A 14,507-nucleotide genomic window follows, 5' to 3' on the forward strand; every position below is an offset into this window, starting at 1 on the left:
ATCCCGCTCGCCGTGGCGACGTTACGCGCGCCACCGGTACGAACGCACGGCCGGCCGACAAGCTGTGTCGAAGACATTGCGCTCGGCAGACCGGCGTTAGGCTCTCCGTAGCGGCCCATCCCCACCACCGTCACCACCGTCACCGCCGCCACAGCCCAGCGGACCGGCGGACCGGCGGAAGGAGGAACCGGCCGGCATGGCGACCAGGCAGCAGTGTGCGGCGGCATTGCGTACGTTGGCGGATCGCCTCAACGAGCTGGCCAACGACCGCATGCGCGAGCTGACCCCCGACCGCACCATCGTGTGTCGGATACCCGATCTCGGGACGAGCTTCTCCGCGGAACTGCGCGACGGCAGCGTCCTGGACATCAACGAGGGCGAGGACGAGGACGAGACGGCCAAGGTCACCTTCACGGTGAACAGCGACGATCTCGTTGCCGTCAGCGATGGAAGTCTGCGGTTCTCCTCGGCCTGGGCCAGCGGCCGGCTGAAGGTGGACGCCAGCATGCGCGACCTGCTGCGGATGCGTTCCCTGCTCTAGCGTGATCCGGCGTCCACGGTGGTGGCGCCCGTACCGACCGTTCGATGCTCGGGCCGTTCTGATCTCTCGTCAGCCGCCGGTGCGCACCGGCCACTCGGCGCGGGTGATCGTGTAGACGGCGCAGTCGGTGCCGTGCAGCACCTCGTAGCGGTCGAGCCTCATGCCGAGCTTCTCGGCGACGCGACCCGACTTCTCGTTGTCACGCCTGAGGACGGCCACCAGCCGGTCCACATCGTGGTTGGCGAACGCCCACGTGCCGGCCGCACGTGCCGCCTCGGGTGCATAGCCGCGTCCCCACCAGGGCCGGCCGATGAACCACACCAGCTCGATCCCCGGCCATCCCGGCTCGTTCCACAGCCCCGCCCGGCCGACCAGCGCGCCCGTGGCTCGGTCAACCACCGACCAGGGGCCGACGCCTTCCAGCTCCCACACGCCGATGTTGGCCGCGAGGTTGTGCCACATGCTGTGCCGGTCATGGGTGCCGATGTACCGGCCGAACTCGGGATCAGACCAGATGGCCGTGGAGGCATCGAGATCATCGCGGTGGATCGGACGGAGGATCAACCGGTCCGTCGTCAGGGTCGGGATGTTCATGCGCAGGTACCCCCGATCACCCTGTCCATCTTCGCCGTCACCGTGTGGGTAGGCAACCGTTCCAACACACCCAACACGGTCATGCCCTCGGCCACCGCACCATCCACGTCAGGGTGCGCGCCGGCGCCGAGAAGATGTCCCAACGCGAGAGTCAGACGGGCGTGCATCTCCTCTTCAGTCGAGTAATCGGGGCCGACCTTCGAATAGCTGGCAACGGCCAGAGGCGCCCACCGGGTCACTTCCGCGGCGTCCCCCAGCTGTGCCGAAATACCGGAGGCGGCCTGCCTACGGCTGACCCTCAGCGGCCGTGCCGGGTGGCGGCAAGGTGCGCGCGTGAGCGCAGACCGAGCTTGCGGTACACGTTGCCCAGGTGGTACTCGATCGTGCGGACGCTCAGCACGAGCTCTGTCGCGATCTGTCGGTTGGACAAGCCGTCGGCGGCGAGGCGGGCGACGCTGAGCTCTTGCGGCGTGAGCAGTCCCGCCCAGGTGGATGGGGGTCTGCGTGTCTCGGATGGCCCGCACGCGGCCAGTTCGCGTTCGCAGCGGGCCAGATAGGGTGCCGCGCCGAGCCTCGCGAACGTGTCGCCGGCCGCTCGAAGCACGCCGACCGCCTCGGCCTGCCCGTCGGCCCGCCGGCGCAGGAACGATCCGTGAGCAAGATCGAGTAGAGCGATCTCGAAAGGCATGGGCAGATCCCGGCCGAGCGCGGCTCCCTGACGGAAGGTGGCCGCGGCGATGTCCATGTGGCCGCGGGCCAGTTCGAGCGCCGCCCGGGCCCGGACAGCGCCCAGCTGTGCTGAACGCCGCGAGCGCTCCGCGGCTGCCTCCTCAAAGGGTACGAGCACGGTCTCTGCCGCATCGGTCCGGCCGAGGTGAGCCAGCGCTTCCGCGTAGAGGACGCGCCATGGCAGGTCGGATGGTTCGATCGGATCGGACGCGGGTCGGCCCGCGAACCAGGACAGCGCCGTGACGACACCACCATGGTCGCCGGCCGCATGCGCAACGCGGGCTCGCGCCATGCGGATCAGTTCCGCCTGGCCCGTGTGATCGCGCTGGGCCCGTGCCGCGCGGGCGAGGTGGGCGGAGATGTCCGGTGCTCCTCGGGCGGCCAGCGGGTAGATCATGGCGGCGTGGGGGGAGGCCGTCATCCAGACCTGCCCGCTGTCGGCGGCGAGCGATGTGGCCAGGCTGGCGTGGGTGGTCGCCTCGTCCCACTCACCCATTTGATATTCGACCAGGGACTGCAGGTAAAGAGCTGTCAGACCCATGGGTGCGGCGGTGTCGTGGCGCCGGTGGAAGGCCGCGGCGGCGCTGAACGCGTCGCGAGCGGCCGGCAGGTCGTCGCAGGACCTCAGGAAGGCGCCAACGACGAGGCCGTCCGCGTCGGTCGCACCGCCGGATTCGGTGGCACCTCCGTCCCGCGCGGTCACCTCATCGAAGACCGCCCGGGCTTGCTGCCGCCAACCCGCGGAGAGGTAAACCATGATCGTCAGAAACGGCAGGGCTGTGGGATGGTCAGCGTCCAGCGGCGCCACCTGGTTCGCCCGGGTGGCCCATTCGGCGGCTATGTCGTAGAAACCGTAGTCGACGCGTATCGTCAGCGCCTCCGCGACGGCACGTGCCAATGGAGGATCGGGAGCGAGTGCCAGTTGCGCCCACGCCTGTCGCAACGAGACGTCGCTGGCGACGAAGTCGCCGCGCACCATCGCGAGCCGGCCCTGTAGGTAGTGGTGGCGCGCGCGATCGTGAAGCGGGGGCACGGTGGCGAGGTGGTCGGCGGCGCGGGCGACCTCGCCCGCATGCAGCATCATGTCGACGGCGTAGGTGAACCAGTGCTCCCGTAGGCGCCGGTCACTGGTGAGCCGGGCCGCGGTCAGCAGCCGGTCGCCAGCCTGCGCCCAGCGGTGTTGGGCGGCGTCCTGTCCAGCCGCCTGCGCGACCTCGGCGGCAAGATCGTCGTTGGTGAACGGTGATGCTTCGATGCGGTGCGTCAGTGCCGTTGCCGGGTCGTCGGCAAGCTGCGCCGCCCGGGCGTGCAGCGCACATCGATCGTCCAGGCCGAGGTCGTGGTAGACGGCGGACCTCATCAGTGGGTGAACGAAGGCAACCCCCGCGTCGAAGGGGCGGCGGTGCTCCACGAGCAGGCCGGCCTTCACCGCCGGCCCCAGAGCGGCAAGCGGATCGGTCACACCGGCGAGGCGCGCAGCGTCCTCGACGCGGCAGCTGCGGCCGAGGACCGCGGCCGCGACGACAAGACGCTGAGTCTCGCTGGGGCAGTTGGCCAGCCGCCCCAGCACCATAAGTCGAAACGACCGGGGCGCCGGAAACGGACCGGCCTCGCGTTGTAGTTCGTCGGGAGAAAGCTCCTCCAACAGCGCTCGGGCGTGCATCGGGTTGCCATCCGTGACCTCATGCAGCAGTTGCACCGCGCGCCCGGACATCGGGGTCGCGTACTGGGCCACGGCGAGCCGCTGCAGATCATCGACGGTCAGCCCGGCCAGCCGTAGCCGGCTGCCGAACTCCGTCAACAGCCGGCGAAGCCCGTCGGAGAAGACGCCCTGTCCGTCCGTTTGAGCGACAAGCACGACCAGGACTGGGTCGTGGCGCAGCCGGCGCAACGCGAACGCGAGCGCTTGCTGCGATGACACATCCGCGCAGGTCGCGTCGTCGATGGCTAACACCAGGGCCGTGTGGCCGGCCGTCAGCTCACCGGCAAGGCTGACCAGGCCGGCGCCGATCTGGACAGGCGCGGGTGCCGCCGTCCCGGACAAGGTGGCAACGCTCAGCTCAGCCGGAAGGCGCTCGGCGCGAATCCCGCCCAGCAGTTGAGTCAACACGCCAAAAGGCACCGACTGCTCGAGCTCGTCGCCGCTGGCGACCAGAGTCTCTGCCTCGTCCAGATCCGTAAGGAAACGGCGAAGGAGCGCCGTCTTCCCGACACCTTGGTTGCCCTCGAGCAACACTACCTGGAGACGGCCAGCGCGCGCCTCAGCCAGCCGAGCGGCGAGGAACGCCAGCTCCGAGTCCCTCCCGACCAGGTGGTCCATACCCGTAGGTTCTCCCCCGTGCCCGCCGGTAGGCAATTCACGATAGTAGCCCGTCGCCGGACCTCAGCGTCGCCCGTCTCGCCGCCGACGGTCTGTCCAACCGACAGGTCGCCCGCAAGCTTGTTCTGCGCTCACGCACCACCTCGCCGCGCCCCTGCACATCCATGACGACTCGGCGGCACGCGAGCACCGGAGTTCACTGGAACAGACCGGTGGATCTACCGGGGGCTCGATGGCGGAGAACCGCTGTTCGACTATGCCGCTCTTTCGGAAGGGCGACCCCGATGCATGTCGTCATCAACTTTCGTCGAACCAGTAACGATCACGAAGAGGGTGACCTACGCGTTGAGACAGATCCGGCCGCCCGCCCCCTTCTCAAGCTGGCCTGACCTCGTCCGGCTGCTTGACCGGGCGGCGTCCGACGAACCCCCGGACGCCGCCCGGTGGCCGCGGCACCTCCGTCGCGGTCACCGGGCGCCGCTCGCAGAAACCACCGACCGGCACCGGACCGGACTGGGCCCGGGGAAACCACCAGGATCGCCCGACCCCCGCGATTTCCCCAGGGTGAGGTGGGTCGCAGCGTGCCTATAATCTCGCACTGGAAAGAGCTCACAGCGCGGAGGTACCGATATGGCTCAGGCTGACTGGCGTTGCTGCCACAGGTGTCAAGGCCTGTTCTTCGCTGGAAACGCGAGTACTGGGCGCTGCCCGGCAGGCGGCGGGCACGACTACACGGACAGTGGAAACTATGCCATCATTTTCGGGTAGCAAATCGCCTGTCACGGTGCGTGGACCCGCAATTATCGCCTGCCAGCGGGAAGGGACCGTGAGTTCGTCCCGACGCGAGCAGGCGGCTTGGGGGCAATCACGAGACCCATCGTGGATTGCGACTGTCGGTGGTATCGGTGCGGGAGGGCACCGCGCCCGTCAAAACGGTGGCGGGAGCGCGGTCACAATCGGATATCGGGGGGACGTCATGAAGCGCATACCCATCGTCTTGATCCTGGTGCTGGTATTAGCAGCCTGCGCGCCGTCCGGCGGCGGAGGCGGTGGGTACACGACCGGTGGTGGCGGCAGCGCGACCGGTGGTGGCGGCAGCGCGACCGGTGGTGGCGGCAGCGCGACCGGTGGCGGCGGCAGCGCGACCGGCGGCGGAGGCAGCGCGACCGGCGGCGGAGGCGCCTACAGCACAATTTTTGGGCGGATCGTGCGCGGCGATTCTGGCAAGCCCTACCCGAAGGCTTATGTCCGGTTCGGATGGCTCGTGAACGCCAACGACGAGAGAGAAGCCCATACCGTGACGGACGACGGCGGGCGATACCGCATCCAGCTCCCGGCGGGCCTGTACCAGGTGACGGCGGGCGACACCTGCGATCTCAACGCGGGATTCGCCATCGTCGGACGAGCTCAGGACGACAACATGATCACCGTGCCCGGGACGAACGAAGTGGATTTCGTCGAAGGCCCGATCACCCCCGGGGCTGACATACGAGGCCTCTGCTAGGAGACCCCTGAAAATCTTAATTTTGGGTGTCGTGAATCGAGGTGAACTACCCGTCGTGTAGGCGCCGCGTGGACGACAACGAACATGTTGCTCTTTTGGTTGTCGCTGTTACTGGTCTGTGTTGCGGGTAGTCGGGGCCCGTGGTGGACAGTGGTGCCGGCCGGCCCGGCGGGGTCAGCCGGCTGAGGTGAGAGTCCAGGCGAGGGTCTGTCAATATAACGGCTCTGCCAAGATTCCGGCGGTGACAGACAGTTGCCGTGCGGGTATTGTTGGTGCTGTGTGATGCCGAGTTCCTGAAGGTCGTTTTTCCTCAGCTCGCTGTGCTGCTCATCGATCGGGTCGTCGATGAGGGGCCGGTGGTGCGGATCGCCGCGCGGACCCGGAGTCGTCGCCGCGATGCTGGAACAACTCGACGTCCAACCCGGCCACCGGATCCTGGAGATCGGCGCCGGGACCGGCTATAACGCCGCGCTCCTCGCCGAACTCACCGGCCCGACCGGGCACGTCGTCACCATCGACATCGACACCGACGTCGTCGAGGGAGCCAGAGCAGCCCTTGCCGCCGCCGGATACGGGCAGGTCGACGTACTGTGCGCCGACGGCGCCGCCGGCCACGCCTCCGCCAGCCCCTACGACCGAATCATCGTCACGGCCGGAGCGTGGGACCTGCCGCCCGCCTGGTGGCAGCAACTCGCCCCGGCCGGACGGCTCGTCGTACCGCTACGGATCATCGGCGGAACAACCCGGTCCATCGCGTTCGACCGCCAAGGCGACCATCTGGTGAGCCGATCCATGGTGACCTGCGGGTTCCTCGCCATGCGCGGCATCGGCTCCCGGCCAGAACCCGCCATCACCCTCGCCGACGGCGTCCAACTCCTGCTCGGCGACGGACGCACCGCAGCCCCTGACGCACTCGCCCACGCACTCACCGAGCCCGCGGCCCGCTCCTGGTCCGGGATCTCGATCCCCTCGGGCAGCCCCTTCCAGAACCTCGACCTGTGGCTCGCGACCACCAGCCAGGGCTTCTGCCGGATCGTCGCGCACCACCACGCCGTCGAAACCGACCGGGCGACACCGGCGTTCCGGTGGGGCGGCGCAGCCGTGACGAACGAGACCGACTCCTTCGCCTACCTCACCATGCGACCCACCGAACCCACCGAACCCACCGACCGCGAGGGGACCGTCTTCGAACTCGGTGTACGCGCCCACGGACCGCACCACGACAACCTTGCAGCATCACTTACTGAGCAGATCCAGCATTGGGACCGCGAACACCGCGGAAGCACCCCACGCATCGACGCCCACCTCCAACCCGCCCAGATCACCGCCACCACGGTCATCGACAAAGCGCACACGCGGCTGGCCGTCACCTGGTGACCAGGTGAACCCAATCCCGCACGCGGACCTCGCCCGCCGGTTCCCCCTCGTGCCACGCAGCAGACCCGCCTGCCGACGCTAGCCGCAGATCTGTGCTGGGCCCAATTCAGCATCTTCCAACACGCCCGGCCGTTCGACGCGGCGACCGCGAAACTCGCGCTCCAGCCCCTGGTCAACATCGGCCGCCTCCTCACCCGGGACGGCCACGGCACCGCCGCTCACCACCTGATCGCAACACTGTTCGACGCCGCCCAGCATCAGACGACCGTCGAGATCGACCACCGATCCGTCGACCTCGCCAACCTGACCCACACCCCCGATGATCGCCGCGAACTCCTCCAATGGCTGTGGACCGTGCTCCTGTCCGACGGAACCCGCGCCCTGACCCAAGCGGGCCGATGGGACCACGCGCTTCAGCACGTCGACAAGCACCACGGCATCGGGTACCGCCTTCTCGACGGACGCCAAATCGCGATCATTGCCCACCATGCGGCCGGGGATCACCAGAGCGCCACACGCCTGCTGGCAGAAACCTCCACCCCCACCCCATGGGAGCAGACCGTGGCCGCCAGCCTGACGGTCCTGACCGGCAACCCCGACCCCACAGCCATGGTGGACAGCTTCCTCGCACTCGACCAGACAGCACCCGGACACGTCGTCTTCCGCGTCCGTCTGGGCCTGACCGTCCTCGACCTCGCCGACACCCGCTCCGCCCCACGACTCGCCCACACGATCGAAACCGACGTGCTGCGCTCGGCGGACGCCTATGCGGCGCGAGACGCGCACATCCACCCCACGTACGCAGCCCTTTCCGCACCTGAAAAGGCGTTCACCGAACTCCTGGACGCATCAGGGCTGGGCGCAGGAACCATCCCCGCCCTGCTCTTGAACCAACTCACGACGGCGACAGCCACGGCCGAAGCATCGCTCACCGATACGCTCACGGTTGCGCCGTGATGGATCGTCAGTAGTAATGAGCACAAAACCAACGTCAAGGAGTTGACCTTGAGAGTCTGCGGCCAGGTGGAGGTCTCAGCTCCAGGCCAGCCGGGGTACGGTCAACCGCCGGTGCGCGTCTCCCATTCGCCCCGGCTGATGGCGTACACGTTGTTGTCCTTCCACGGGCCGATGGCCGACGCCTCGCCCTGAAACGTCATACCGATCTTGCGGGCGATCCCGTTCATCCCGGCGTTACCCCGGTTGGTGAACGTGACAATCTTGTTCACGGGGAGGGTGGCGAACCCCCAGGTCACCGCGGTGTCGCACGCTTCGGTGCCGAGTCCTTCCCGCCAGCGGTCCCGGCGGATCGACACCGCGACCTCGACACCAGGCCAGCCGGGGCCGTAGTAGAGCCCGGCCCGGCCCAGGAACTCGCCAGACACCCGATCTTCAACCGCCCACATCCCGTGCCCGAGCAACGCCCACATTCCGATCAGATGGGTGATCAGGCGTTCCGTGCCGTCCCGGTCGAACGTGCCGTTGAGGTAACGCATGGTCTCGTCGTCGGCGTTCATCGCCGCGTACGGGTCGATATCCGCCGGCCGCCAACACCGCAGGACCAACCGATCTGTGACCACCGTCGGCACGAGGACGACCGTCGGCTCGCCGAGTCGGCCGCTCATGTCGTCAGCGCCGGGCAGGGCGCGGCTGCCAGCCGGTCGCGGAAGTCAACCCCCGAATGCATTCCGGCGTACAGACGCTAATCAAGATCGGAACAGCCGGGCGGGCGGTCACCGGCCACCGTGTGGACGGGAGTGCCCCGGTCCGCCGCCGTCCAGGCGGCCGCGCACGCCGCCCGAAGGGCGTCCAGGCCGTCCGTACCACCAGCCCGGGTCACCGGTCTGGCTCCGCGCCAGGTCAGCGTCGAATCACGCACCTGCGCGACCCAGCCGCCGCACACCGCCACCACGTCGTCGCAGTGTGGGTCGCCGTCCACGTCCGCCCCCTGCGGCGGTACCCCGTCAACCTGGGCCCTGCCCACTGTCACCACGACACCCGGGTGGCACGCCAGCAGGCCACGCAGGTCGGCGGCGAGATACGTCGGCCGGTGGCGCGCCTGCGCCCGCAGGAGCTCAGCCGGGGCGGCCACCCCGGTGAGCACCAGCAGGGACGGCGTGCCCGACCGGACGGCGGACTCGATGTCGGTGTCGAGACGGTCGCCGACGATCAGCGGAAACCGGGCCCCGCTCCGACGGACCGACTCCTCGTGCATCGCACGCTCAGGCTTTCCGGTCACCATCGGATCGCAGCCGGTGGCGGTGCGCAGCATTGCGACCAGCGAACCGTTGCCGGGCATCAGGCCACGCTCGGTCGGCACCGTCGCATCGACATTGCTCGCGACCCAGAACGCGCCGGCCCGGATCGCGAGCGCGGCCTCGGCGAGCCGGGCGTAGTCAAGATCTGGATCAAAGCCCTGGACGACGGCGACGGGTTGCTCCCCGGCGGTCGTCACCGGCCGTAGGCCTTCCGCGGTCACCGCCTCGCGCAACCCCTCCCCACCGGCGACCAGGACGGCCGCGCCCGCGGGTAGCCGTTGCGCCAGCACCCGCGCGGCCGCCTGAGCCGACGTGACGACATCGGGTACCGCCGCGGACACGCCGACCGACGCCAGTCGACGCACAACCTCCGCCGGCGGACGCAGCGCATTGTTGGTGACGTACACCACCCGCATGCCGCGGTCGCGGGCGGCCGCGATCGTCACCGCGGCATGGGGCACAGTCTGCGACCCCCGGTACACCACGCCGTCGAGGTCCATCAGGGCGACATCGTGGACGTCGACCAGCGCGGACGGTGACGCCGACAGTGGACGCGGACCGCCTGTCATGGCCGGTTGAGTGCGGCTCGGGCGCCCCGCAGGGCCTGGCCGTAATGTCGGAGGTCCGGGCGCATCGCCGCGGCCAGCGCCAGATGCTCCACGGCCGCGCGCAGGTCACCGGTTCGCCGAGCCGCCATCCCGAGCCCGAACTGCGCGTAGTCGTCCGCCGGGTCGTTGTCGACTATCCAGGCGAAGCTCTCCCGCGCGGCGCCGTACTGGCCGGCGTCGAACTGTGCCCGGGCCAGCGCCTCCCGGACGCTGCGGGAGTCCGGCTCGGCGGCGACGGCATGGGCCAGCAGTTGAACCGCGGCGTTGGCATTCCCCCGGTCGAGCAGGGCGACGCCCCGGGTGTACCAGTCGTAGACCTCACCGCCGGGCGTGCCGCCACCAGCACCGCCGACCCCAGCACCGTTGGCACCAGCGCCGTTGGCACCAGCACCGTTCGCCTCAGGCCCATTCATCCCGGGTCCCTTGTGCCCGCCCGACATCCGTGCCTCCCCTAACCCTCAGGGCCTTCGTGCTCAGGGCCGCCGTGCTCGCAGCGTTGCCGCCACCGATGCACACGTCAGCCGACGCCGATGACGGCCGGACGCATCTTCACAAGGTTCGCCCCCCAGTGTCGCCGGAAACCGGGCGACGCTCCCACCGATCGCGCTGATCGCGCTGGTTCTATACCGACTGTTACCGGCATGGACGCTCAGCGGTCCGGCCGAGCACCACGCCCGGCCGTGGTTCGCCCGCCGGAGACGGCCACGGGGGACGCCCAGCCCCTACGATCGCGGCATGGCTGCTTGCGACCCGGCCCTGCCCACACCCGGCGGACTCGTGCTCGCGCCGTTTCGTGCCCTGCGGTATGTGGCCGACGACGGGCCGGATCTGGCGGCGCGGACCGCCCCGCCCTACGACGTGATCGACGCGGCGGGCGTCACCGCGTTGGAGACGACGCATCCGCACAATGTCGTCCGCCTGATCCTGCCCCGTGACACCGACGAGCACTCCCCCGACAGTCGGTACGGCCGTGCCGGGCAGACCCTGCGCGAGTGGATCGCCACCGGCGTCCTGCGCCTCGACGACGCTGCGGCGCTGTACGTGTACGAGGAGGTCCACGGCGACCACATCCAGCGGGGCCTGGTCGGCGCGGTGGCTCTCGCGGACCCGGACGCGGGGATCATCCTACCGCACGAGAACACCATGGCCGGCCCGGTCACCGACCGGCTCGCCCTGACCGTGTCCACCGGGGCGAACCTCGAACCGATCTTCCTGCTGTACTCCGGCGGCGGGCTCACCAGCCAGCTCGTGGCGGCGACGGTGGTAACTCGACCATTGCTGACCACCACGACCGATGACGGTGTGTCACACCGCATCTGGGCGCTGACCGACCCGGACGAGCTGGCGAGCATCGCCAGCGATCTGTACGAACGGCGCGCGGTGATCGCCGACGGACACCACCGGTACGCAACCTACCGTCGCTACCAGGCAGACCGCCACGCTGCCGGGGACGGCGCCGGCCCGTGGGATTTCGGCCTGGCCTTCCTGGCCGACGCGCGGGTGTCGGGGCCTGCGGTCCACGCGATCCATCGGGTCGTGGCCGGGCTCGACGTGGCGCAGGCCGCTCGTCGAGCCGCTGCGGCATTCTCGGTGACGCAGCTGGACGGCGAGCCGGACCCGACCGGGGTGACCCTGCTCGACGCGCTGGCAGGAGCGGGCACGGACGGCCACGCATTTGTGATCACCGATGGCCGGACGGCGTTCCTGCTGAGCGATCCGGATCCGGCGCTGCTCGCGCAGGTGCTGCCGGCGGACCGGTCAGCCGCCTTTCGCGGGCTGGACGTCACCGTCGCGCATCTCGTGCTGATCACAACGGTCTGGGGTCTGGCCGACACCGAGGACGTGGTCGGCTACCGCCATGACGCGACCACCGCGATCGCCGCCGCGGCGCAGGCCGGCGGGACCGCACTTCTGCTGAACCCGACGCCCGCGGCCGACGTCGCGGCAGTCGCCGCCGCCGGCGAACGCATGCCGCGCAAGTCGACGCTGTTCACACCCAAGCCACGAAGCGGCCTGCTGATCCGTCCGTTGGACGGCCCTTCCCCCGGGTAAGGATCCCGGCGCAAGGATCCCGGAGCAATGATCCGGAGCAAGGATCGACGGAGGTTCAGCCTGGCTCGATCTCGCCGGCCGGTTCGCCCCCCCCGAGCAGCAGCGCCCGCTCGGCGGCGTCGGTCTCCTCGTCGTGGTCCACGGTTGCCACGGAGACGAACCACCGGGCCGCATCGGTCGGACGGCCCGCGGCCAGCAGCGCCTCGGCGTAGGCGTACCACAGTCGCGGCGTCCACGGTTCCAATCTGGTGGAAGCCACCTCATCCTGCAGCAGTAGGACCGCTGCCGCCGGCTCACCCAGATCGCGCCGTGCGCCGGACACAACAATGAGGAGTTCGACCCGGCTCGCCTCGTCGAGTTCGGCCGCGGCCGGATCACGTGCAAGCAGCAATGCCCGCTCGGGACGCCCGAGCCCGCGCTCTGCATCCGCCATGACTGCGAGGTGGCGAGGAGAACCGTCGAGCCGGCGTGCCGCACGCAGTTCGGCAAGCGCCGTGGTGAACTCCCCCGCGTGGTAGGCGGCAAGCCCAACTGCTTCACGGACCGCGGCGATTCGGGACGCGAGCGAGGAGGCTGCGCGCGCATGGGCAAGAGCAAGCGCGGGGTCATCGTCGAGATAGATGGCTGCGGCGACAAGATGGCGGGCAACCGGTTCGGCACGTGCGGCACCGAGTCCGCGCAGCTCGCGGGTGACCTCGAAGTCCAGGAGTTCGGCGCGTGCCTCATCGGGAAGCGCCGGTGCGGAGGGCCGACCCGATCGCACCAGGGCTCGGCCGCCGCTCGGCGAACGATCCGCGGATGTCGGTGATCCGCCGGACCCCGCGGCCCGGTCGCGATCCGATCCAGGTCTCCCACGGTCTGGAGCAGGTCTCCCGCGGTCCGATCCGGGTCTCCCGCGGTCTGGAGCAGGTCGACCGCGATCCGGAGCAGGCCTTTCGCGGTCCGATCCGGGTCTCCCGCGGTCTGGAGCAGGTCGACCGCGATCCGGAGCAGGCCTTTCGCGGTCCGATCCGGGTCTCCCGCGGTCTGGAGCAGGTCGACCGCGATCCGGAGCAGGCCTTTCGCGATCCGATCCAGGTCTCCCACGGTCTGGAGCAGGCCTTTCGCGATCCGATCCAGGTCTCCCGCGATCTGGAGCAGGTCTCCCGCGGTCCGATCCGGGTCTCCCACGGTCTGGAGCAGGCCTTTCGCGATCCGATCCAGGTCTCCCGCGGTCCGATCCGGGCCTCCCACGGTCTGGAGCAGGTCTCCCGCGGTCCGGAGCAGGTCCCGATGACCTCGTTCCGGCCGGGCGTCCGCCCGGGGTGCCCGTCTGCCGGGAATCCCGGCCGCTCGAGCCATACCCGCTCGAGCCATACCCGTCCGAACCGGGCCCACCCGGCCGCTGCTGGTTCGACCGGGACTGGTCCGGACGCGGCTGCGTCGACGCCGGCCGCTGTGGGACGCGACCGGCGGTGTTCCGGTCACCGCTCCGTTCGTCCCGACCTCGTTCGTCGCGAGGCCGTTCGTCGCGAGGCCGATCGTCGCGAGGCCGATCGTCGCGAGGCCGATCGTCGCGACGTGGAGCGGAGCGGTAGGGCGCGGTTGCCGGCTGGGGCCGCCGCTCGCCATCCGGCCCACGACGCCGATCTGTCGACCGGTCCGTCGGACGATCGCCAGCACCACGACTCTGGGGCGAGCTCTGGGACGTTCTGGCGGCGCGCTGACCACCGGTGGACGCAGCGCCTCCCCCGGACTGCGTACGGCGCCGGTCACCACCGGCGGCAGGACGCCCGTCGCCGGAAGCACGGGGCCGGTCGGCACCGCGGGGCCTATCGGCAAAACGATTGTCAGTACCGCGGCTACGGGGCGCATCACTTCGTGACGTCGGCCGGCTCTGCCCGGAGCGTTCACCTCCTGCGGTGAAAAACTCCCGCCGGTCAGACGATTCACGCCCGCGATCCCCGGTAGGTGATCGCGACGGCCGGGCCGACGGCGCGCCAGCCTGCCCGCGTTCATTCTGTCTCGGTCTGTCCGACTGTCTCGGTCTGTCCGACCCTGCCCTGTCCGACTCGGCTCCCACCGGCCTCGTTCGATTCGAGGCCGGACGCTGAGCTGACCAGCCGCCGGACTGGCGCTGACCCGTTCGATCGGAGCTGCGATCCTCGCCCGAGCGCTGCACTGCGCCCCGTGTACCTGCGGACCGAGGTGACGGGCGATCGGCATCGTCGTGGTGCCGACCGGCGGAGCCTCGCGAGCCTCGCGCCTCGCGAGCCTCGCGCCACCGCTGCTGCGCCTGCCCATCGTTCGAGGTCCGGGTGCCAACGGTCCGGGATCTGCCGCGGCCGGCCACGGCGGGGCGACGCACCGTTGTGCCGGTCTGTGCGGTCCGTGTCTTCGGTGTCGTCGGTGGCTTCGATGTGGCGGCCTCAGCCGCGCTGTCTGGCTGGCGGCGACCCGGGCGAGCGGCTTCGCCGTTGTTCTTCTCCACGCAGTTCTCTCCCTCGACCGGTGCCATCCATGCCCGCGTCGGTGCCGGCTTCGTAAC

At 69.8% G+C, this 14,507-nt stretch carries 15 protein-coding genes; 7 read left to right on the plus strand and 8 right to left on the minus strand.

Annotated elements, in window-relative coordinates; translation table 11 throughout:
• Positions 1-196 precede the first annotated feature (196 nt).
• Positions 197-541 (plus strand): SCP2 sterol-binding domain-containing protein, encoded by a 345-nt coding sequence (locus U9977_RS18220; protein ID WP_322750483.1) that lies wholly within the window; start codon positions 197-199, stop codon positions 539-541.
• 69 nt (positions 542-610) lie between these two features.
• Here U9977_RS18220 and U9977_RS18225 read toward each other — a convergent pair whose 3' ends face one another.
• From U9977_RS18225 to U9977_RS18235, 3 genes are all read right to left on the minus strand, one after another.
• Entirely contained in the window at positions 611-1,135 is a 525-nt protein-coding gene (locus U9977_RS18225) for a GNAT family N-acetyltransferase (RefSeq protein WP_322750484.1), read from the minus strand.
• Entirely contained in the window at positions 1,132-1,302 is a 171-nt protein-coding gene (locus U9977_RS18230; protein ID WP_322750485.1) for a hypothetical protein, read from the minus strand. Before U9977_RS18230 ends, U9977_RS18225 begins: the two co-directional genes overlap by 4 nt.
• A 131-nt stretch (positions 1,303-1,433) precedes the next feature.
• On the minus strand, positions 1,434-4,184 hold the full coding sequence (locus U9977_RS18235; protein WP_322750486.1) for an AAA family ATPase: 2,751 nt from the start codon (positions 4,182-4,184) through the stop codon (positions 1,434-1,436).
• Positions 4,185-5,160: 976 nt separating this feature from the next.
• On the opposite strand from U9977_RS18235, the gene U9977_RS18240 reads away from it, so the two are divergent.
• Together U9977_RS18240 and fxlM are read left to right on the plus strand one after the other, a co-directional pair.
• A complete protein-coding gene (locus tag U9977_RS18240; protein ID WP_322750487.1) occupies positions 5,161-5,688 on the plus strand; it encodes a carboxypeptidase-like regulatory domain-containing protein in 528 nt (175 codons plus the stop codon).
• Positions 5,689-6,033: 345 nt separating this feature from the next.
• Entirely contained in the window at positions 6,034-7,065 is a 1,032-nt protein-coding gene (gene fxlM / locus U9977_RS18245; protein ID WP_322750488.1) for a methyltransferase, FxLD system, read from the plus strand.
• 78 nt (positions 7,066-7,143) lie between these two features.
• On the opposite strand, the gene U9977_RS18250 is transcribed toward fxlM, so the two are convergent.
• Positions 7,144-7,569, minus strand: coding sequence for a hypothetical protein (locus U9977_RS18250; protein WP_322750489.1), 426 nt, complete (start codon positions 7,567-7,569; stop codon positions 7,144-7,146).
• A gap of 57 nt (positions 7,570-7,626) precedes the next feature.
• On the opposite strand from U9977_RS18250, the gene U9977_RS18255 reads away from it, so the two are divergent.
• A complete protein-coding gene (locus U9977_RS18255) occupies positions 7,627-8,022 on the plus strand; it encodes a hypothetical protein (protein WP_322750490.1) in 396 nt (131 codons plus the stop codon).
• Positions 8,023-8,123: 101 nt separating this feature from the next.
• On the opposite strand, the gene U9977_RS18260 is transcribed toward U9977_RS18255, so the two are convergent.
• The 3 genes from U9977_RS18260 to U9977_RS18270 form a co-directional block, all read right to left on the minus strand.
• Positions 8,124-8,687, minus strand: a complete 564-nt coding sequence (locus tag U9977_RS18260; RefSeq protein WP_322750491.1) for a GNAT family protein — start codon at positions 8,685-8,687, stop codon at positions 8,124-8,126.
• 77 nt (positions 8,688-8,764) lie between these two features.
• The gene (locus tag U9977_RS18265) at positions 8,765-9,889 is read right to left on the minus strand and encodes an HAD-IIA family hydrolase (protein ID WP_322750492.1); all 1,125 of its coding nucleotides are present in this window, start codon (positions 9,887-9,889) and stop codon (positions 8,765-8,767) included.
• Complete coding sequence (locus U9977_RS18270; RefSeq protein ID WP_322750493.1) at positions 9,886-10,341, minus strand: tetratricopeptide repeat protein; 456 nt, start codon at positions 10,339-10,341, stop codon at positions 9,886-9,888. The genes U9977_RS18265 and U9977_RS18270 overlap by 4 nt, the downstream gene beginning before the upstream one ends.
• Positions 10,342-10,663: 322 nt before the next feature.
• Between U9977_RS18270 and U9977_RS18275 the strand changes: the two genes are divergently transcribed.
• On the plus strand, positions 10,664-11,980 hold the full coding sequence (locus U9977_RS18275; protein WP_322750494.1) for a DUF1015 domain-containing protein: 1,317 nt from the start codon (positions 10,664-10,666) through the stop codon (positions 11,978-11,980).
• Positions 11,981-12,035: 55 nt separating this feature from the next.
• On the opposite strand, the gene U9977_RS18280 is transcribed toward U9977_RS18275, so the two are convergent.
• Positions 12,036-12,743, minus strand: coding sequence for a tetratricopeptide repeat protein (locus tag U9977_RS18280; RefSeq protein ID WP_322750495.1), 708 nt, complete (start codon positions 12,741-12,743; stop codon positions 12,036-12,038).
• Here U9977_RS18280 and U9977_RS18285 point away from each other — a divergent pair.
• Entirely contained in the window at positions 12,719-13,885 is a 1,167-nt protein-coding gene (locus U9977_RS18285) for a hypothetical protein (RefSeq protein ID WP_322750496.1), read from the plus strand. The genes U9977_RS18280 and U9977_RS18285 overlap by 25 nt on opposite strands.
• A 392-nt stretch (positions 13,886-14,277) precedes the next feature.
• Positions 14,278-14,507, plus strand: a 230-nt coding sequence (locus U9977_RS18290; RefSeq protein ID WP_322750497.1) for a hypothetical protein, incomplete at its 3' end; no start/stop codon positions are given.

It is taken from the genome of Protofrankia sp. Cas8 (genome assembly GCF_963555845.1).
Lineage (GTDB): Bacteria > Actinomycetota > Actinomycetes > Frankiales > Frankiaceae > Protofrankia.